At 39.2% G+C, this 19,619-nt stretch carries 25 protein-coding genes, 1 tRNA gene and 1 other annotated feature; of the genes, 19 read left to right on the top strand and 7 right to left on the bottom strand.

Annotated features, from left to right (window positions below):
• Nucleotides 1-61 precede the first annotated feature (61 nt).
• Both atpD and M1R56_RS05430 read left to right on the top strand, forming a co-directional pair.
• Nucleotides 62-1,468 (top strand): F0F1 ATP synthase subunit beta, encoded by a 1,407-nt coding sequence (gene atpD / locus M1R56_RS05435; RefSeq protein ID WP_000094353.1) that lies wholly within the window; start codon nt 62-64, stop codon nt 1,466-1,468.
• Between the two features lie 10 nt (nt 1,469-1,478).
• Nucleotides 1,479-1,898: a F0F1 ATP synthase subunit epsilon gene (locus M1R56_RS05430; RefSeq protein WP_248034878.1), complete on the top strand. Its 420-nt coding sequence runs from the start codon at nt 1,479-1,481 to the stop codon at nt 1,896-1,898.
• A gap of 42 nt (nt 1,899-1,940) precedes the next feature.
• Here M1R56_RS05430 and M1R56_RS05425 read toward each other — a convergent pair whose 3' ends face one another.
• Complete coding sequence (locus tag M1R56_RS05425) at nt 1,941-2,948, bottom strand: lactonase family protein (RefSeq protein WP_248034877.1); 1,008 nt, start codon at nt 2,946-2,948, stop codon at nt 1,941-1,943.
• Nucleotides 2,949-3,157: 209 nt separating this feature from the next.
• Here M1R56_RS05425 and M1R56_RS05420 point away from each other — a divergent pair, with 209 nt between their 5' ends.
• From M1R56_RS05420 to M1R56_RS05400, 5 genes are all read left to right on the top strand, one after another.
• Nucleotides 3,158-4,321, top strand: coding sequence for an AI-2E family transporter (locus M1R56_RS05420; protein ID WP_126419784.1), 1,164 nt, complete (start codon nt 3,158-3,160; stop codon nt 4,319-4,321).
• Entirely contained in the window at nt 4,311-5,540 is a 1,230-nt protein-coding gene (locus tag M1R56_RS05415) for a tetratricopeptide repeat protein (RefSeq protein ID WP_248034875.1), read from the top strand. The genes M1R56_RS05420 and M1R56_RS05415 overlap by 11 nt, the downstream gene beginning before the upstream one ends.
• Before the next feature lie 182 nt (nt 5,541-5,722).
• Entirely contained in the window at nt 5,723-6,559 is an 837-nt protein-coding gene (locus tag M1R56_RS05410) for a DegV family protein (protein WP_248034874.1), read from the top strand.
• A gap of 106 nt (nt 6,560-6,665) precedes the next feature.
• Nucleotides 6,666-6,941, top strand: a complete 276-nt coding sequence (locus M1R56_RS05405) for an HU family DNA-binding protein (RefSeq protein WP_001284633.1) — start codon at nt 6,666-6,668, stop codon at nt 6,939-6,941.
• Between the two features lie 341 nt (nt 6,942-7,282).
• Nucleotides 7,283-7,603 carry a heavy metal-binding domain-containing protein gene (locus tag M1R56_RS05400; protein ID WP_248034873.1) on the top strand — a complete coding sequence of 107 codons (321 nt, stop codon included), beginning with the start codon at nt 7,283-7,285 and terminating at the stop codon, nt 7,601-7,603.
• Between the two features lie 45 nt (nt 7,604-7,648).
• Here the strand turns inward: M1R56_RS05400 and M1R56_RS05395 are convergent, their stop codons facing one another.
• On the bottom strand, nt 7,649-7,891 hold the full coding sequence (locus M1R56_RS05395) for a type B 50S ribosomal protein L31 (protein WP_000710764.1): 243 nt from the start codon (nt 7,889-7,891) through the stop codon (nt 7,649-7,651).
• 96 nt (nt 7,892-7,987) lie between these two features.
• A complete protein-coding gene (locus tag M1R56_RS05390) occupies nt 7,988-8,923 on the bottom strand; it encodes a bifunctional oligoribonuclease/PAP phosphatase NrnA (RefSeq protein ID WP_248034872.1) in 936 nt (311 codons plus the stop codon).
• A 103-nt stretch (nt 8,924-9,026) separates the two neighbouring features.
• Between M1R56_RS05390 and M1R56_RS05385 the strand changes: the two genes are divergently transcribed.
• The 6 genes from M1R56_RS05385 (at nt 9,027) to M1R56_RS05360 (ending at nt 11,126) form a co-directional block, all read left to right on the top strand.
• Nucleotides 9,027-9,470 (top strand): flavodoxin, encoded by a 444-nt coding sequence (locus M1R56_RS05385; RefSeq protein ID WP_001162134.1) that lies wholly within the window; start codon nt 9,027-9,029, stop codon nt 9,468-9,470.
• A gap of 115 nt (nt 9,471-9,585) precedes the next feature.
• Nucleotides 9,586-9,852 (top strand): chorismate mutase, encoded by a 267-nt coding sequence (locus M1R56_RS05380; protein WP_248034871.1) that lies wholly within the window; start codon nt 9,586-9,588, stop codon nt 9,850-9,852.
• A complete protein-coding gene (crcB, locus tag M1R56_RS05375; RefSeq protein ID WP_049528198.1) occupies nt 9,849-10,223 on the top strand; it encodes a fluoride efflux transporter CrcB in 375 nt (124 codons plus the stop codon). Before M1R56_RS05380 ends, crcB (M1R56_RS05375) begins: the two co-directional genes overlap by 4 nt.
• The gene (gene crcB / locus M1R56_RS05370; RefSeq protein WP_248034870.1) at nt 10,217-10,546 is read left to right on the top strand and encodes a fluoride efflux transporter CrcB; all 330 of its coding nucleotides are present in this window, start codon (nt 10,217-10,219) and stop codon (nt 10,544-10,546) included. Before crcB (M1R56_RS05375) ends, crcB (M1R56_RS05370) begins: the two co-directional genes overlap by 7 nt.
• A gap of 118 nt (nt 10,547-10,664) precedes the next feature.
• Entirely contained in the window at nt 10,665-11,012 is a 348-nt protein-coding gene (rplS, locus tag M1R56_RS05365; RefSeq protein WP_001068669.1) for a 50S ribosomal protein L19, read from the top strand.
• A 42-nt stretch (nt 11,013-11,054) separates the two neighbouring features.
• Nucleotides 11,055-11,126 (top strand) — tRNA-Arg (locus M1R56_RS05360).
• A 54-nt stretch (nt 11,127-11,180) separates the two neighbouring features.
• Here the strand turns inward: M1R56_RS05360 and yidA are convergent.
• Together yidA and M1R56_RS05350 are read right to left on the bottom strand one after the other, a co-directional pair.
• Complete coding sequence (gene yidA / locus M1R56_RS05355) at nt 11,181-11,987, bottom strand: sugar-phosphatase (RefSeq protein WP_248034869.1); 807 nt, start codon at nt 11,985-11,987, stop codon at nt 11,181-11,183.
• Nucleotides 11,988-11,999: 12 nt separating this feature from the next.
• Nucleotides 12,000-13,304, bottom strand: coding sequence for an HD domain-containing protein (locus M1R56_RS05350; RefSeq protein ID WP_248034867.1), 1,305 nt, complete (start codon nt 13,302-13,304; stop codon nt 12,000-12,002).
• 71 nt (nt 13,305-13,375) lie between these two features.
• Here M1R56_RS05350 and M1R56_RS05345 point away from each other — a divergent pair, with 71 nt between their 5' ends.
• Nucleotides 13,376-13,753 (top strand): DUF1934 domain-containing protein, encoded by a 378-nt coding sequence (locus tag M1R56_RS05345; protein WP_248034866.1) that lies wholly within the window; start codon nt 13,376-13,378, stop codon nt 13,751-13,753.
• A gap of 114 nt (nt 13,754-13,867) precedes the next feature.
• On the opposite strand, the gene M1R56_RS05340 is transcribed toward M1R56_RS05345, so the two are convergent.
• A complete protein-coding gene (locus tag M1R56_RS05340; RefSeq protein ID WP_248034865.1) occupies nt 13,868-14,950 on the bottom strand; it encodes a DEAD/DEAH box helicase in 1,083 nt (360 codons plus the stop codon).
• The gene (locus tag M1R56_RS05335; RefSeq protein ID WP_248034863.1) at nt 14,947-15,924 is read right to left on the bottom strand and encodes a Gfo/Idh/MocA family oxidoreductase; all 978 of its coding nucleotides are present in this window, start codon (nt 15,922-15,924) and stop codon (nt 14,947-14,949) included. Before M1R56_RS05335 ends, M1R56_RS05340 begins: the two co-directional genes overlap by 4 nt.
• A gap of 145 nt (nt 15,925-16,069) precedes the next feature.
• Between M1R56_RS05335 and M1R56_RS05330 the strand changes: the two genes are divergently transcribed.
• From M1R56_RS05330 to M1R56_RS05310, 5 genes are all read left to right on the top strand, one after another.
• On the top strand, nt 16,070-16,756 hold the full coding sequence (locus M1R56_RS05330; protein ID WP_248034862.1) for a YoaK family protein: 687 nt from the start codon (nt 16,070-16,072) through the stop codon (nt 16,754-16,756).
• Between the two features lie 64 nt (nt 16,757-16,820).
• Nucleotides 16,821-17,000, top strand: a sequence feature (ribosomal protein L21 leader region).
• Nucleotides 17,001-17,035: 35 nt separating this feature from the next.
• Entirely contained in the window at nt 17,036-17,350 is a 315-nt protein-coding gene (gene rplU, locus M1R56_RS05325; RefSeq protein WP_000109137.1) for a 50S ribosomal protein L21, read from the top strand.
• A gap of 15 nt (nt 17,351-17,365) precedes the next feature.
• Complete coding sequence (locus M1R56_RS05320) at nt 17,366-17,710, top strand: ribosomal-processing cysteine protease Prp (protein WP_075229048.1); 345 nt, start codon at nt 17,366-17,368, stop codon at nt 17,708-17,710.
• Nucleotides 17,711-17,726: 16 nt separating this feature from the next.
• The gene (gene rpmA, locus M1R56_RS05315) at nt 17,727-18,020 is read left to right on the top strand and encodes a 50S ribosomal protein L27 (protein WP_075229047.1); all 294 of its coding nucleotides are present in this window, start codon (nt 17,727-17,729) and stop codon (nt 18,018-18,020) included.
• A 256-nt stretch (nt 18,021-18,276) separates the two neighbouring features.
• A partial coding sequence (locus M1R56_RS05310; RefSeq protein WP_248034861.1) for a YSIRK-type signal peptide-containing protein occupies nt 18,277-19,619 on the top strand: 1,343 nt, incomplete at its 3' end.

Genomic DNA, 19,619 nt, shown 5'->3' with positions numbered 1-19,619 from the left:
TGAACTTAGGACCTAGCAAAACTAGGAACCGACAGTATCTTATATAGAATAGGAGAAGGAGATGAGTTCAGGTAAAATTGCTCAGGTTATCGGACCCGTTGTAGACGTTTTGTTTGCAGCAGGTGAAAAACTACCTGAGATTAACAATGCACTTGTCGTCTACAAAAATGACGAAAAGAAAACAAAAATCGTCCTTGAAGTAGCCTTAGAGTTGGGGGATGGTATGATTCGTACCATTGCCATGGAATCAACAGATGGTTTGACTCGTGGAATGGAAGTGTTGGACACAGGTCGTCCAATCTCTGTACCAGTAGGTAAAGAAACCTTGGGACGTGTCTTCAACGTTTTGGGAGATACCATTGACTTGGAAGCTCCTTTTGGAGAAGACGCAGAGCGTCAGCCAATTCATAAAAAAGCACCTACTTTTGATGAGTTGTCTACCTCTTCAGAAATCCTCGAAACAGGGATTAAGGTTATCGACCTTCTTGCCCCATATCTTAAAGGTGGTAAGGTCGGGCTCTTCGGTGGTGCCGGAGTTGGTAAAACTGTCTTGATTCAAGAATTGATCCATAACATTGCCCAAGAACACGGTGGTATTTCAGTATTTACCGGTGTTGGGGAACGTACTCGTGAAGGGAACGACCTATATTGGGAAATGAAAGAATCAGGCGTTATCGAGAAAACAGCCATGGTATTTGGTCAGATGAATGAGCCACCAGGAGCACGTATGCGTGTTGCCCTTACTGGTTTGACAATCGCTGAATACTTCCGTGATGTAGAAGGCCAAGACGTTCTTCTCTTCATTGACAATATCTTCCGTTTCACACAAGCTGGTTCAGAAGTATCTGCCCTTTTGGGTCGTATGCCATCAGCCGTTGGTTACCAACCAACTCTCGCAACAGAAATGGGTCAATTGCAAGAACGTATCACTTCAACTAAGAAAGGTTCTGTAACCTCTATCCAGGCTATCTACGTGCCAGCGGATGACTATACTGACCCAGCGCCAGCAACAGCCTTCGCCCACTTGGATTCAACAACAAACTTGGAACGTAAATTGGTTCAATTGGGTATTTATCCAGCCGTTGACCCACTTGCTTCAAGTTCACGTGCCTTGGCACCTGAAATCGTTGGAGAAGAACACTACGCAGTTGCTGCTGAGGTTAAACGTGTCCTTCAACGTTACCATGAATTGCAAGATATCATTGCGATCCTTGGTATGGATGAACTTTCTGATGAAGAAAAGACTTTGGTTGCTCGTGCCCGTCGTATTCAGTTCTTCCTTTCACAAAACTTCAACGTTGCGGAACAATTTACTGGTCAACCAGGTTCTTATGTTCCTGTAGCGGAAACAGTTCGTGGATTTAAGGAAATTCTTGACGGAAAACACGATCATCTCCCAGAAGATGCCTTCCGTGGAGTAGGTTCAATCGAAGATGTTATTGCTAAGGCTGAAAAAATGGGATTTTAAGAGGTGATCTATGGCTCAGTTAACTGTCCAGATCGTGACACCAGATGGCCTCGTCTATGATCACCATGCCAGCTTTGTATCGGTTCGAACTCTGGATGGTGAGATGGGGATCTTGCCACGACATCAAAATATGATTGCGGTATTAGCAGTTGATGAAGTTAAAGTTAAACGAGTTGATGATGAATCTCATGTCAACTGGATTGCAGTAAATGGAGGAATCATTGAGATTGCTAATGATGTCATTACTATTATTGCAGACTCAGCTGAGCGTGCTCGTGATATCGATATTAGCCGTGCAGAACGTGCCAAACTTCGTGCAGAACGTGAAATCGAAGAAGCGCAAGACAAACACTTGATTGACCAAGAGCGTCGTGCTAAGATTGCATTACAGCGTGCTATTAACCGAATCAATGTCGGAAATAAACTATAAAAAAATGAACTTGATTTGAGAATCAAGTTCATTTTTTTATGTTTAAAATGTGACGCAAACCGCTTCGGGAACGTGGAAATCATTGGAAAGTTCTGCAAGACGACCAGTATCTGAATTACGTTTAAAGACAGTTGCATTATCAGAATCCTGGTGAACAGCGATAAGAAATTCTTGGTCTGGCGAGAGAATAAAGTCACGAGGAGTTTTCCCGTTTGTAGGAACGAATTCCAACAATTCTAAACTACCATCAGCTAGAATAGTGTAAACTACAATAGAATCATGACCACGGTTTGATGCGTACAGGTATTTTCCATCTTGTGAGAGACGAATTGCAGCAGTTCCATTAAAGTCATTAAATTCTTCAGGAAGAGTAGAAATAACTTGCATTTTTTCAAATGCACCAACACCATCATAAATCAATACTTCAATTGTACTATTGAGTTCACAGATGAGATAAGCAATCTTGTAGTGGTTGTGAAAAACAAGGTGACGTGCACCAGCACCAGGACTACAATTGTAGGTAGTTAGCTTATTTAGTTTTCCTTCTGGATTGACATCATAAGTAGTAACCTCATCAGTACCTAAGTCGCAAGTGACTAAATACTGATCTGGTGTTAAATCTGTAAAGTGTACATGTGGAGAAGCTTGATTTTCATGAGGACCATGACCGCTATGCTGAACTGTATCAGCCAATTCTAGACTACCATCTTCTTTACGTTTGTAGACAAGAATTTGGCCTTTGTGGTAATTTGCACCATAAACTAGGCTACGTTTCTCATCAACTGCAACATAACAGTGAGGAGCGCCTTCTGTCACAACATGGTTTAGCAAAGTACCATCAGTTTGATAGGCAGCAATTCCACCTTGTCCATCTTTGCTACCGACAGTGTAGAGGTGATTTTCTTTATCAAATGCAAGATAGGTAGGACTTGGCTCAGCTGCAAATAGTTTAAGATTGGATAGTTTCCCAGTTTCTGTATCAAAATCAGCTTGATAAATCCCTTGGGATAAACGACGTGTGTAAGTTCCGAAATAAATTGTTTCAATCATAGCTATACCTCTAAATAAAGATGTTTCTATTATATCATAAATTAGGAGACCTGAAGAAAATAGTGAAAAAAGTATGAAACATCTAAGTATAAAATTAGTAAAATGCAAGGTCGCTTTGTTAAAGTTCTCAATCGTCACCTCAACACTTTAAAAACAGTTTATTCCCTATAAAAATGGTATAATGAAAGGACAAAGGAAAGGAAGTAGATATGGAACAAAAAGAGAAACATTTTAATTTATCTTGGTTTTTTAAATGGTTTTTAGATAATAAGGCTGTTACTGTATTTTTGGTAGCCTTGTTACTAGGTCTGAATATTTTTATTTTAAGTAAGATTAGTTTTTTATTTATCCCTGTCGTTGATTTTTTATCAGTTGTCATGTTGCCTGTTATTTTATCAGGATTGCTTTTTTATCTCTTAAATCCACTGGTAGATTTGATGGAGAAGTACAAGATAAACCGTGTCTTAGCCATTAGTATTATTTTTGTCATTATTGCTATACTCTTGATTATTGGTCTGGCTGTTGCGATTCCAAATCTTCAACGTCAAGTAGTTATTTTTGCGCAAAATGTCCCTAGTTATCTCGAAGATGCTGACAGAGTTATTGATGACCTTGTAACCAAGCGTTTACCAGATGACTTTAGACCTCAACTAGAACAGGTTCTGGCTCAATTCTCAACACAAGCAACTGCTTGGGCAAGTAATATTTCATCAAAAGCTGTGAACTGGGTGAGTGCTCTTATTAGTGGAACGTCACAAGTTATTGTTGCTTTGATTATCATGCCCTTTATGCTTTTTTATCTCCTAAGAGATGGAAAAGGTTTGAGAGATCATATCACTCAATTCTTACCAAATAAATTGAGAGAACCAGTAGGTAAGGTTCTAACGGATGTGAACCAACAACTTTCTAACTATGTTAGAGGACAAATTACTGTTGCTGTTATCGTAGCAATTATGTTTATCATCTTCTTTAAGATTATTGGTTTGAGATATGCAGTGACTCTTGGAATTACTGCTGGAGTTTTAAATCTTATCCCTTATCTTGGAAGTTTCCTTGCCATGCTACCAGCTCTGGTCTTAGGCTTAATTGCAGGACCAGTTATGCTCTTGAAAGTTATTATCGTTTTTATCGTAGAGCAGACGATTGAAGGTCGTTTTGTATCTCCATTGATTCTAGGTAGTCAATTAAACATCCATCCAATCACGATTCTATTTGTTTTGTTGACGTCTGGTTCTATGTTTGGTGTTTGGGGAGTCCTACTAGGAATTCCTGTTTATGCTTCAGCAAAAGTTGTTATTTCAGCGATTTTTGAATGGTATAAAAAAGTTAGTGGTCTGTATGAGTTAGAAGAGGAGGTTGAAGGTGAGCAATAGTCAAGAAATGCTTGAAGCTTTGGATCAGAAAGATTTAACAAGAGCTGATCACTATTTTCAAAAAGCCTTGGTAGAAGACTCGGATGATCTTCTTCTGGAACTGGCTTATTATCTTGAAGGCATTGGTTTTTATCCACAAGCTCGTCAAATCTATGAAAAACTAGCTCCAATATTTCCAGAAGTAAATCTCAATCTAGCTAGTATCGCAAGTGAAGACGGACAAATTGAAGAAGCATTTGCCTATCTAGAAGAAATTCAACCCAATAGCGATTCTTATCTATCTGCTCTTGTTTTAAAGGCTGATTTCTATCAAATGGAAGGATTGACGGATGTAGCTCGCGACAAGCTATTAGAAGCTCTTAATTACTCTGATGATCCTTTATTGATTTTTGGGCTAGCAGAGTTAGATAGTGAACTTGGAAATGATTTAGAAGCGATTAAGGCCTATGCTCAACTGGATAATCGTGAAATATATGAGCAGACAGGGATTTCGACCTATCAACGAATTGGAACTGCCTATGCTCGACTTGGAAAGTTTGAATCAGCCATAGAGTTTTTAGAAAAAGCTTTAGAGTTAGAGTATGAAGATCAGACTGCATTTGAATTAGCAAGTCTTTACTTTGATCAAGAGGAATTTCACAAGGCAGTTTTATATTTCAAACAGCTGGATACTATTTCTCCAGATTTTGAAGGGTATGAGTATGGTTATAGTCAGGCTCTACATAAGGAACACCAGACTGAGCAAGCCTTACTGATAGCTCAACAAGGTTTGGAAAAAAATCCATTCGAAACACGTTTACTACTCCTTGCTTCACAATTATCTTACGAATTGCATCAACCTGAGCAGGCGGAAGCTTATCTTCTTCAAGCCCAAGAAGATGCGGAAGACCAAGAAGAAATCCTCTTGCGACTAGCAACCATGTATCAGGAGCAAGAAAGGTATGAGGATATTCTAGCCTTAGAAGTATATGAGCCAGAAAATCTCTTGACTAAGTGGATGATTGCACGGAGTTACCAAGAAACTGAAGATTTGGATGCTGCCTATGAATCTTATCAGGCATTGGTTCCAGAACTCAAGGAAAATCCTGAGTTTTTAGAGCAATACATTCATCTATTACGAGAACTTGGAAGGTTTGAAGAAGCAAAAGAACAGATTCAACACTATCTCAAGTTGGTTCCTGATGACATACAAATGCAAGATTTGTATGAACGTTTATGATAAATGAACAGTAGTCGTCTTAGCAGGCGACTATTTTGATAAAATGAAAGATTTAAAAATCTATAAATTCCATCATAAAAATGAATAGATACAGTATGAATTTTTAGCTTTTTTTTGATATAATTGTTATAGTTAAATTGAAAAAACTCACTCAAAAAGTGAAATATAGAAAGATTTGAATTATGACACAAGTAAAAATCGTAACAGATTCTTCTGTTACCATTGAACCAGAAGTGGTCAAAGAATTAAATATTACCGTCGTTCCGCTCTCTGTAATGATTGATAGTGTTCTTTATTCGGATGCTGATCTTGAAGAAGGGGAATTTCTTCGCTTGATGAAAGAGAGTAAAAATCTGCCTAAAACAAGTCAACCTCCTGTTGGACTCTTTGCTGAGATTTTTGATGAGTTGAGTAAAGACGGTAGTCAAATTTTAGCCATTCACATGTCTCATGCCTTATCAGGAACTGTCGAAGCAGCTCGTCAGGGTGCAAGTTTGTCAACGGCTAATGTGACCGTATTGGATAGTTCCTTTACAGATCAAGCCCTAAAATTTCAAGTGGTTGAAGCAGCTAAGTTAGCTCAAGAAGGACAAGACATTGAGACAATTGTGGCTCATGTTGAAGAAGTAAAGAGGAACACAGAGCTCTATATTGGTGTTTCTACTTTGGAAAACCTTGTTAAAGGTGGTCGTATTGGCCGAGTGACAGGTCTTTTAAGCTCTCTATTAAATATCCGCGTAGTCATGCAGATGAAAGATGATGAATTGCAACCAATCGTTAAAGGACGTGGAGCTAAAACCTTTAAGAAGTGGTTGGATGAGCTAGTTGTAAAACTGTCAGAGCGTTCTGTTGCAGAAATTGGTATTTCCTATTCTGGAACTCGGGACTGGGCAGAAGAGATGAAAGAAATCCTACAACCATTCGTTAAAAAACCAATCTCTGTACTTGAAACAGGTTCTATTATTCAGACCCATACAGGTGAAAATGCTTGGGCTATTTTGGTCAGATACGAGTCCTAAAAAAATAAAGAAAATAGCAAGAAATAGCGTTTTTGACTTGACCTACAAGAGAATTTAGGATATGATTGTAATTGTTAATTAGAAAATATTTGGAGGAATTATTAACATGGCAAACAAACAAGATTTGATCGCTAAAGTAGCAGAAGCTACAGAATTGACAAAGAAAGACTCAGCAGCAGCAGTTGATGCTGTATTTGCAGCAGTAGCTGATTACCTTGCAGCTGGTGAAAAAGTTCAATTGATTGGTTTTGGTAACTTCGAAGTTCGTGAGCGTGCAGCACGTAAAGGTCGCAACCCACAAACTGGTAAAGAAATCACAATCGCAGCTTCAAAAGTTCCAGCATTTAAAGCTGGTAAAGCTCTTAAAGACGCTGTTAAATAATGAATTTAGAAAAAGCCTATTGTATCAAGCTTTCTAGCTTGGTCGATAGGCTTTTTTGTAGTTTTGGGGCAATTTTGGGGCAGAGAAGAACAGTCTCTTTTATACCAGTCATAGATTTTAAGCTCTACTATTGGTAAGAAGAGTGAGGCTGAGAAGCCTATCTCAAGTTAGGCTTGCAAAGAAAAGATTTAGGCCACCATTCATACAATTGGTACTAAATGGATAGCAAACAAGGATGGTGAGAAGAGTTTCCTTTCAACCACTGAGCCCTTTATAGAATTTCTTGACAGAGTTATTGAAAGGGGTTACAATTATATAAAAGAAGTTAGGAGGAAAGGAAGATGATTATTTCAACTACGGGAATTGAAGGCAAGAAAATCCTAGCCTACAAAGGAATCGTCTTTGGTGAAGTGGTTGCTGGCGTTAATATGTTCAAAGATATGGCTGCTGGCTTCCGTAATGTTTTTGGAGGACGAGCTAGTAGTTATGAAGGCGAGTTGACTCAAGCAAGAGAAGAAGCTCTAGCAGAAATGATGGAGCGTGCAAGTGAACGTGGAGCAAATGCTATTATAGGTATAAAAATGGACTATGAAACTTTAGGTGCTGAAAATGGTATGCTAATGGTCACTTGTAGTGGTACAGCAGTTGTGATTGACTTCTAATTTGAAGAAACAAAAAAAGAACAGTCGGAACTGTTCTTTTTATGATTATTTGAGACCGTATTTTTTGTTGAAACGATCCACGCGTCCATCTGCTTGAGTGAACTTTTGACGTCCAGTGTAGAATGGGTGTGAGTCTGATGAAATTTCCACACGGATCAATGGGTAAGTTTCGCCTTCGAACTCAACTGTTTCGTTAGAGCGTTTTGTTGAACCGCTAAGGAATTGGTAACCAGTAGTTGTGTCCATGAAGACAACTGGGCGATATTCTGGATGGATATCTTTTTTCATTTTGCAATATTTCCTTTCTGCCATGGTCTCTTTGCGAGCCATAGATTGTTACCATACTAGTCTATCAGATTCTGCTAGGTTTGGCAAGCTTTTTATCTATTTTTTCAGTAAGTTTTTTAATTTTTGGTAGATGACTTCATTTTCCTCTAGGCTATAGGAGTTAGCACCACTTGCAAGTGGGTGACCTCCACCATCATGTTCTTTTGCAACACCATTGATTGGAACGAATTTACTGCGAAGTCGAACGCGATAGTGGCCATCTGCTTGTTCCACAAATATTCCCCAAAGATTAACTGTATCGATACGGCCTGGAGCTCCAACAATGGCTGCTGTTTCAGAATCTGTTACTTGATATGTTTTTAGAATTTCTTGAGTCAGTAAGACACGTGCGACACCATTTTCATCAACTTCTAGGTGATCATAGACATAACCTTGAAGTTTAGCAATTTTAAAGCTCATAGTGTCCATTTTACGTGTTAATTCAGCATAGTCAAAGTTATGTTCTCTAAGTTGACTTGCTATACGAAGAGTACGTGCAGAAGTAGACGGATAAAGGAAACGGCCGGTATCGCCAATAATTCCAGCGCAGAGCATTTTAGCAGCGTAGTCGGATAATTCTAGGTTAGTTGCTTCAGCAAAGAGAGCAATCATCTCACTGGCACTGCTAGAGTTGGTATCTACCCAAACAAGATCTCCATAGACTTCGTCATTTGGATGGTGGTCAATCTTAATGAGAAAATCACCTTGACTATAGCGCTTATCATCAATACGAGCAGTATTAGCTGTATCACAGACGATGACAAGGGCTCCTTGGTAGGCACTATCTTCGACAGAATCCATTTCAGCCATCCAAGTAAGAGTTGGTTCATCAAAACCAACGGCTTTGATGGTTTTTTCTGGGAAATGATGTTCCAGCAAGGATTTCAATCCAGCCTGACTTCCCAAGGCATCAGGGTCTGGTTTCATATGACGATGAATGATAATCGTGTCGTATTCTTTGATTTTTTCTAAAATTTGGTGGCAAATTTCCATAAGTGACCTCAATTCTTTCTTATTTCATTGTAGCACAAGAGTTTTTATTTTTAAAATGAAAAAGATGTGATATAATGGAGAAAGATAAATTGAGGAGGACGATATGGCATTAGCAAAAATTGTATTTGCCAGTATGACCGGTAATACCGAAGAAATTGCAGATATTGTAGCAGATAAATTGCGTGAATTGGGCTTAGAGGTGGATGTTGATGAGTGTACAACTGTTGACGCATCTGACTTTCTTGAAGCAGATATCGCAATCGTTGCAACCTACACTTATGGTGATGGAGAGTTACCAGATGAGATGATGGACTTCTACGAAGACCTAGCAGATCTTAACTTGAGTGGCAAAATCTACGGTGTGGTAGGATCAGGCGATACTTTCTATGATGAGTTCTGTAAGGCTGTTGATGACTTTGATCGTGTATTTGTAGCAACAGGAGCTGAAAAGGGATCAGAGTGTGTCAAAGTGGATCTCTCTGCAGAAGAAGAAGATATCGAACGCTTGGAACAATTTGCAGAAGAATTGGCTGCTAAAGTAGGATAAGCATGAAGTTGCACTGATGAAAGTTGTCAGTGCAGTTTTTGTTAGTTGTCCCTAGGAATGAACTAGCCCATTTAGAAGCTTTTTATAAATTGATTCAAATTAAGAAGGAGGATCTATGGATTTAGATATTATTAGACAAGAAATCGATCAAATTGATGATCAAATCGTGAAGCTCTTGGAAGAAAGAATGCATCTTGTGGAAGGCGTAGTTGCTTATAAAAAGGCTTCAGGAAAACCGATTTTGGACACCAAAAGAGAAGAAGCTATCTTTGAGAAGGTCAGAAGTCATGTCAGCAATAAAAAATACGAAGAGACAATCGTTGAGACTTTTTCAGATATTCTCAAACGTTCGCGCGATTATCAGGATAAAAACATCAAATGAAAAAAGAACAATTTTACCCATTAGGAATCTTTCTAGCTGCCATGCTAGGAGGACTTGTCCGATATCAGATTTCGAGATGGTTGCCAGCTAGTCCAGACTTTCCATGGGGAACTCTCTTTGCTAACTATCTAGGAATTTTCTGCTTAGTCTATCTTGTCAAAGGTTATTTGGTTTATAAGGGTAGCAGTAAAGGTGTCATTTTAGCGCTTGGAACTGGCTTCTGTGGAGGTTTAACGACTTTTTCAAGCCTCATGTTAGATGGCGTGAAATTGCTGGATACAGGTTCTTACCTAAGTCTAGTAATCTATCTAGTTCTAAGCATTGGTGGAGGTCTTTTATTGGCTTATTGTTTAGGGAGGAAGAAATGGTAGTATTATATCTAGCGCTTGCTTGTGGACTAGGTGCCCTCGTGCGTTACTTCTTTTCACGTTATAATCAGGGTTCAGTACTGCCTCTAGGAACTCTCATAGCTAATCTACTGGGCTGTTTTTTGATTGGCTTATTTTACAATCATGTGGAGTCTAAAGAAGTCTATCTTATCCTTGCCACAGGATTTTGTGGAGGTCTAACCACTTTTTCAACCTTGAATGATGAATTCCAAAAACTCTTAGCTGATAAGAAGGTCTTTTACAGTTATTTTCTCTTGACCTACTTAGGTGGTTTGCTTGCTATTTTTTTAGGAATTTTACTGTAAATTTCTTTACTTTTTCTAGGAAATTTGGTAAACTGTATCTTGTGTGTAATGGACGCACAAAAATACAGTTTATCCGCTGAGGAAGATTCCTCAAGATTGACAAAGATAGGAGAATAAAATGAATCCATTAATCCAAAGCTTGACAGAAGGTCAACTTCGTACTGATATCCCATCATTCCGTCCTGGTGACACTGTTCGTGTACACGCGAAAGTTGTCGAAGGTAACCGTGAACGTATCCAGATTTTTGAAGGTGTTGTTATTGCACGTAAAGGTGCTGGCATCTCAGAAAACTACACAGTTCGTAAAATTTCTAACGGTGTAGGTGTTGAACGTATCTTCCCAATCCACACTCCACGTGTTGAAAAGATCGAAGTTGTTCGTTACGGTAAAGTACGTCGTGCGAAATTGTACTACTTGCGTGCACTTCAAGGTAAGGCAGCTCGTATCAAAGAAATCCGTCGTTAATTCGACTAAAGAACTCTGCTCATTCAGCAGAGTTTTTATCTAGCTCCCTTAGTTCAATGGATATAACAACTCCCTCCTAAGGAGTAGTTGCTGGTTCGATTCCGGCAGGGGGCAGTAATCAGACATCAAAAACCGCTCTGCTGAGCGGTTTTCATCTATTCTTTACTTTTACAACACCCAAGTTCGAATGGCATGGGCAACGCCAGATTCGTCATTAGATTTAGTGATGTATTTGGCGATTTTTTTGAGTTCTGGATTTCCATTTTCCATGACGACGGGATTACCTACGACTTCGAGCATAGCACGGTCATTTTCTTCGTCTCCGATAGCCATGGTTTCATCCTTGCTTAGTCCAAGTTTTTCAGCTAGGTGAGTGATAGCTGACCCCTTGTCTACATTCTTTTTAAGGAGCTCAAGGTAGAAAGGAGCAGATTTGTTGATGGAGTAGCGCTCATAAAATTCTGCAGGAATCTTTTCAATAGCGGCATCCAGAATTTCAGGCTCATCGATAAACATACATTTGACGATTTCCTTGTCAGCCATTTCTTCAGGTGTACGGTAGAAAATCGGCATGCTGACGAGGGTTGATTCGTGCACTGTATATTTTCCGATATTGCGATTTGCAGTGTAGATTCCATCCTTGGTAATGGCGTGCATGTGAACACCAAGCTTACGACTTAGAAATTCCATATCCAGATAGTCCTCATAAGTCAAGGATTCGCTGATAATCTCATGTCCTGTAGCAGTTTCTTGGACAAGGGCACCGTTGAAGGTCACGACATAGTCACCTTCATCTCTCAACTGCAAGTCGTCCAGAAGTTTGGCAACACCTGCGATAGGGCGGCCAGTTGCAATCACGACCTTGACACCAGCTTCTTTGGCATCTTGGATGGCAGAAAAGACTTCAGGAGTGATTTCCTTTTTACTGTTGACAAGGGTTCCGTCGATATCGACAGCGATTAGTTTAATACTCATAAATTTCCTCTTTTAGTTTTTATTTGGGGTAAAATGATCGTTCTCAATCAAGTGTAGAAATTGCTGGGTAATGCTTGCGAAGATGCTGTTTTGGTCTAACATTTCTTTCGGAAAATAAAAACGATTATCTCCGTGGCGACTGCCAGCAAGGGATTGAACGATAGGAGAAAGGCTAGAGAGTTCTGCTAGTTCTCCATTTTTTTGTATAATCTCAATCTGAGTTCGTGGGTTTTCAGATTCAGGGCGATAGATATCATAAGGAAGGTCAAAGTTCTTATGAATAGCTGTGTAATAGTCGGGCTCAAAGCCGATGTCTTCAACCAGTTTTCTCATAGATGCAAGCTGTTCTTGATCTTCTTGTGAAAAGGTGATTGATTTAAAGACCTTGCGATTGACAAAGCGTTGTGACAGGTCAGCTAAAATCTTGTCAGAACTGGTCATCCATAGTTGGAAATAGGTATTCATAACTCCGTCATCCAAAGATAGATAGTCAGCTAAGCTAACATTTTTTTCGAAAAATGGCAGTAGATGTGGGGATGTAAGTGTAAAGAAGTCCTTGTTTCCTGGATAAAGTTCTTTAGCACGTTTCAAAAGATTCTGCAGAAGTACTTCCATAGCACGTGTTGCTGGATGGAAATATACCTGCATATACATTTGATAGCGACTAAGAACATAGTCTTCGATGGCATGCATCCCGTTTCGTTGGAAAGCAATTCCGTTTTCGATAGGGCGAATAACTCGTAAGATACGTGTTAGGTCAAATTCCCCATAAGAAGCCCCTGTAAAATAGGAGTCACGTAAGAGATAGTCCATGCGGTCTGCATCGATTTGACTCGAAATCAATTGAACCACCTGCTTATTTGGATAAGTATGGTCTATAACACTAGCTACCTTTTCAGGGAAATCTGGAGCTACCTGTAAAAGAACCTGGTGAATCTCTGTTTCAGGACGTTGTATAATTTCCTGCGTAATCGCCTCATGATCGGTATCAAAGAGATTTTCAAAGGTATGCGAGTAGGCACCATGTCCTAAGTCATGAAGGAGGGCTGCAGTCATGGTTAGGAGGGACTCCGAGGAATCCCATTCTTTAGGATACTTTTCCTCAAAAATCTCGGTGATACGGCGTGCAATCTCGTAAACACCCAGACAGTGAGAGAAACGACTATGTTCTCCACCATGAAAGGTGTAACTGGATGTTCCTAGCTGCTTGATACGACGAAGCCGTTGAAATTCTTTGGTATTGATTAAGTCATAGATAATCTGATTATCAACATGGATATAATTGTGAACAGGGTCACGAAATACTTTTTCATTCATAAAACCATTATAGCAAAAAGCCACAGTTTTTGGTAAAATAGTAGGATAAGAGTGAAGAAAGAGGACTTGAAGTGAAGATTCGAATGAGAAATACCATCCAATTTGATGAACAATTGGAAGTGATCGACCAACTTTATGATGTTGAGTTACGTGAGAAAGGTGATTTTTCCTATCTCTTTTTTTACAATGAAGAGAAGGAAAAAGTGGTACTCAAGTTTAATGATACAGAGTTGGTGATGTCTCGATTTTCCAACCCTAAGACCATCATGCGTTTTCTGAAGGAAGCTGATAGTTTAGCCTATATTCCTACACCAATGGGGATACAGGAGTTTATCATCCAAACAAGCCATTATCAAGTTGAACAACAAAAGATTGAACTAGCCTATCAACTACAAAACAAAGAAGGAAATCCATTTGCGGACTATCGCTTAGAAATTACTTGGGGATAAGAAAGTCGGTGGAGGAGAAATCGATAGACAAAGTCTCGATTTCCTAGTTCCAAATCAGCTAGCAGGTCAAATTTTTTTGCTAAAAAAATGAGGTTGGAATTTTTATCCCAGCCTCTATTTGATATATAGTTCCTGATTTTTTAGGACGATTTCACGTACACTTGCAAATTTCTTAAGTTTTTTAAGATCTTCTGGATGTGTAACAAGGGTAATAACATATCCCTCTTTACCCATACGACCTGTACGTCCAGCACGGTGAGTATAGGTTTCAATATCTCTAGGGACGTCAAAGTTGAGCACACATTCCAGGCTATCAATGTCGATACCACGAGCTAGAAGGTCTGTCGCAAGAAGTAGTGTTAGCTGATTATCTTTGAATTTTTCTAAGATAACTTTTCTAAATTTGACGTTGACATCGCTAGCTAGTGAAACAGCTAAAACATCGCGATACTGTAATTTCTCTTCTGCACTTCCAAGGTCTGATAAGCTATTAAAGAAGACAAGGCCACGGAAATCCTCGACATGTGCTAGTTTCCGAAGCATATCTACTCGGTGACGTTGGTCTACTTGCATGTAGAAGTGTTGGATGTTGTCCAACTTTTGATCAGAGAGGTCGATGGTGCGAGTGTTGGGCGCAATCTTATCTTGGTCAAACTTGGTAGTGGCACTCATATAGATGAGTTGGTGGTCACGAGGTGCGTAGTGGGTGATTTTCTCAACAAAGTGAATTTGAGAATCATCTAGCAACTGATCGAACTCATCAAGAATGATCGTTTCCACATTCATCATCTTGATTTTTTTCAATTTGATCAGTTCAAAGATACGCCCAGGAGTTCCAATCAGAATTTCTGGGCCTTTTTTAAGTCGTTCGATTTGACGTTTCTGACTCGAACCAGAAAGGAATAGTTGAGCAGTCAAGCCAATTGCTTCACCCCAGGTTTTAGTTACCTCAAAAATCTGACCAGCCAGTTCAGTATTTGGTGCTAAAATCAATAGTTGCTGCGCTTTTTTCTTTTGGAGACGGAGAAGACTTGGTAGGAGATAAGCTAAAGTTTTTCCTGTACCAGTTGGACTGACTCCAAGGAGGGTTTGACCGTCTAAAATCGGATCAAAAATCTGAGTTTGAATGGGAGTGAATTCTTGAAAGCCGAGTTGTTCGGTTAGCTCTAGCCATTCTGTAGGTAGTTTGGTTTTCATTTTTCTGCCTCAAATCTAATGCCAGCAGTCTGGCGCATGGTGTAAATTAGGTTATGGACGTGTGATGCATCCTCTAACCAAGCTTGGTAAAGTTCTGGGTTTGGCTGCTTGAACATGTTAGCAAAAGCAGCGACCTCCTCAGTCATGGTATGAGGTGCCTGCTGAATAGGTAGATGTGTTTCATTACCTTGATGATCTGTAAAAATAGCTGATCGAACATGCTCAATAGTGTTGAGTGTCAAGGTTCCATCTGTTGTATATATTTCGCAAGGCAGATTAGAAGTAATATTTTTACCAGCCTTGATATGGACTTGATAACCGGGATAAGATAAGATACCATCTCCATTTAAATCAATGCTATTTTCAAGCTGCTGAGCTTGATAGGTCGCATCAAGTGCCTTTCCAAACAAGCGAACCGCAGCATAGATCGGATAAATTCCCAAGTCCATGAGAGCCCCACCAGCAAATCGGTCTGAAAATACATTCGGAGTGTTTCCAGAAAGAAGGTCAGGCATCTTAGAAGAATACTTGGCATAGTTAAAATCTGCACCTAAAACTTGCTTATCTGCTAAAAAGTTTTTAATAACGGTGAAGGCTTCCTCATGATAGTTTCTTGCTGCTTCAAAGATGAAACGGTGATTTTCTTGAGCTATTTCAACTAAATTCTGCCATTCTTGTGGTTGAGTCACCGCTGGTTTTTCAAGGATAACATGTTTGCCAGCAGATAAAGCGGCCTTGGCTTGAGTAAAGTGCAGAGAATTTGGACTTGCGATATAGACAACATCAAATTCAGACTGGAAGAAATCCTCTAAATTATCAAATAGACTAACATCTGTATAGGAACTAGCAAATTGCTGAGCAGTCGTGAGCTTTCTTGAATAAACAGCCACTAACTGGAATTCCTGACTAGTATGAGCAGCTTCTATAAAGTGGTGACTGATTGCACCAGTACCGATAATACCGAGTTTAAGCATGAAATCTCCTTTTCTACAAGTAATGACTGCTTTCATTATATCACAGATAGACTAAACTAGCCAAAGGGAGACAATTCTTTTATTTGACACTTCGAATTTTCCTCAAAAAATGGTACAATAGATTCAGAAAAAATAGGAGTGTAGTATGAGATTATTACCTATGAGAAAAATTTCTCGTCATTCAAAACGATTGGCGCTTTTTTTGACTTTTTGTGCGGGTTATGTAGATGCCTATACCTTTATCATACGTGGGAATACTCTAGTTGCAGGCCAAACGGGAAATGTCGTTTTCCTTTCCGTTGGTCTCATTCAGGACAATGTTTCAGATGCCAGTGCCAAGGTAATGACCTTGATTTCCTTCATGGTGGGTGTCTTCCTTTTGACAGTCTATAAAGAAAAGTTGAGGATTGTAAGAAAACCAATTCTATCCCTTATTCCACTAGCAATTTTATCTTTAATAATAGGATTTGTTCCCTTGACGGTTGATAATATATACATAGTACCACCGTTAGCATTTTGTATGGGACTTGTAACAACAGCTTTCGGAGAAGTTTCAGGAATTGCATACAACAATGCTTTTATGACTGGAAATATCAAACGAACTATGTTAGCTTTCGGGGACTATGTTCGAACCAAACATACTCCCTTTTTGCGAGAAGGTCTAATCTTTGTTAGTTTGCTATCGAGTTTTGTACTTGGAGTTGTTGTCTCAGCTTATCTGAGTATTTTTTATGAAGAGAAGACAATTTTAGGGATTCCACTCATGATGAGTATTTTTTATCTAAGCATGCTTTTTGCTGCTTGGAGGAAAAAAGTCGGAGAAAAAGCTTAATTTTGATGATAAATGCTTGTCAAAAAATAGGAATCATGCTATACTTGTAGAGTTGACTATGCACGATCCTGTGCAACCGCACGAACATCGTTGCTCGTCGTATAACAAATTTAAACCTCGTTATTATCGCCTTGCCTAACATAAGTTATGTCTTCGGCTTAATTCCTAGTTTATTCTTTGTTATACTAAGAGCTCTTCTTTTAAGTGGTTCGTCCCACGATGCTAGGCGAGTCTTCACAAAAATACGGGGAAACCCCAAAAAATCATAGGAGGTGCATAATGAGCACATACGCAATTATCAAAACTGGCGGAAAACAAGTTAAAGTTGAAGTTGGTCAAGCAATCTACGTTGAAAAATTGAACGTTGAAGCTGGTCAAGAAGTTACTTTTAACGAAGTTGTTCTTGTTGGTGGTGAAAACACTGTTGTCGGAACTCCACTTGTTGCTGGAGCTACTGTAGTTGGAACTGTTGAAAAACAAGGAAAACAAAAGAAAGTTGTTACTTACAAGTACAAACCTAAAAAAGGTAGCCACCGTAAACAAGGTCACCGTCAACCATATACAAAAGTTGTCATCAACGCAATCAACGCTTAATTTTAAGGAGAACACATGATACAAGCAGTCTTTGAGAGAGCCGAAGATGGCGAGCTGAGGAGTGCGGAGATTACTGGACACGCCAAAATTGGCGAAAACGGCTTTGACGTCGTGTGTGCATCGGTTTCTACGCTTGCCACTAACTTTGTCAATTCAATTGAGAAATTTGCAGGCTATGAACCAATCTTACAATTAAACGAAGATGAAGATGGTTATCTAATGGTGGAAATTCCTAAAGATATCCCTTCACATCAGAGAGAAATGACTCAGTTGTTTTTTGAATCATTTTTCTTAGGTATGGCAAACTTATCGGAGGACTCTTCTGAGTTCGTCCAAACCAGAGTTATCACAGAAAACTAACACGGAGGAAAACATTATGTTAAAAATGACTCTTACTAACATGCAACTTTTCGCCCACAAAAAAGGTGGAGGTTCTACATCAAACGGACGCGATTCACAAGCAAAACGTCTTGGAGCTAAAGCAGCTGACGGACAAACTGTAACAGGTGGATCAATCCTTTACCGTCAACGTGGTACACACATCTATCCAGGTGTAAACGTTGGACGTGGTGGAGACGATACTTTGTTCGCTAAAGTTGAAGGCGTAGTACGCTTTGAACGTAAAGGTCGCGATAAAAAACAAGTTTCTGTTTACCCAATCGCAAAATAATCGCTCTAAGTAGCATTAAATAAGGCTTTCCGAGTTTTCGGAGAGCTTATTTTTTTATCCAAAAAGAATATAAGAAATTAAAACCCTGTTCATTCGTATTTTATATATAAAACAAAGTATGAAAGCGCATCTCAATTTTAAGACTTTTTGGTAAATTAAGAGTATAATCAAAGTGTGTTACCTTTTTATAAGATAACAAGCTAATATAATAAAGTTTAGCTTGCATATTTTTAAAATTTTATTTCAAGGAGGAATAATGGAAAAGTATTTTGGTGAAAAACAGCAGCGTTTTTCATTTAGAAAATTATCAGTAGGACTTGTATCTGCAACGATTTCAAGTTTATTTTTTATGTCTGTATTAGGTAGTTCAGCTGTAGAGGCTCAAGAGACTAAAGGTGTTCACTATAAATATGTGACAGAATCAGAGCTATCATCAGATGAGCAGAATAAGCTTGTCTATGATATTCCTACATACGTGGAGAATGATGATGAGACTTATTATCTTGTTTATAGGTTAAATTCCCAAAATCAACTGGCGGAACTGCCAAATACTGGAAGCAAGAATGAGATGCAAGCCCTAGTTACTGGTGCTAGCTTAGCTGCTCTGGGAATTTTAATTTTTGCCGTTTCTAAGAAAAAAGTTAAGAATAAAACGGTATTACATTTAGTATTGGTTGCAGGAATAGGAAATGGTGTTCTTGTATCCGCTCATGCTTTAGAAAATAATCTTTTGCTAAATTACAATACTGACTATGAATTGACCTCTGGAGAAAAATTACCTCTTCCTAAAGCCATTTCAGGTTACACATATATTGGATATATCAAAGAGGGGAAAACGACTTCTGAGTCTAAAGTAAATAATCAAGAAAAATCAGTAGCCACTCCTACAAAACAACAAAAGGTGGATTATAGTGTTACACCAAATTTTGTAGAATATCCATCAACAGTACAAACTATTCAGGAACAAACACCTGTTTCTTCAACTAAGCCGACAGAAGTTCAAGTAGTTGAAAAACCTCTTTCAACAGAATTAACGAATCCAAGAAAAGAAGAGAAACAATCTTCAAATTCTCAATCACAATTAGCAGAACATAAGGATGTGCAAGCTGGAACTCTGGTAACCGACAAGGGTGAGCCAGCGATCCAGCCAGAGTTACCAGAAGCAGTTGTAACCGATAAAGGGGAGGCTACAGTCCAACCCGCCTTGCCAGAAGCTGTTGTAAGTGATAAAGGGGAACCTTCTGTCCAATCCGCCTTACCAGAAGCAGTAGTAAGTGATAAAGGTGAACCCGCTGTCCAATCCGCTTTACCGGAAGCAGTAGTAAGTGATAAAGGTGAGCCCGCAGTTCAGCCTGTATTACCCGAAGCGGTTGTAAGTGCTAAAGGTGATCCAGAAGTTCAACCCGCCTTGCCCGAAGCTGTTGTAAGCGCCAAAGGAGAACCTGAAGTTCAATCTGAATTGCCAGAAGCAGTTGTAAGTGCTAAAGGTGAGCCCGCAGTTCAACCTGCGTTACCAGAAGCAGTTGTAAGTGATAAAGGGGAACCTTCTGTCCAATCCGCCTTACCAGAAGCAGTAGTAAGTGATAAAGGTGAACCCGC

The sequence above is a fragment of the Streptococcus sp. oral taxon 431 genome (assembly GCF_023115445.1).
Lineage (GTDB): Bacteria > Bacillota > Bacilli > Lactobacillales > Streptococcaceae > Streptococcus.
This window is presented reverse-complemented; position numbering and strand designations above follow the sequence as displayed.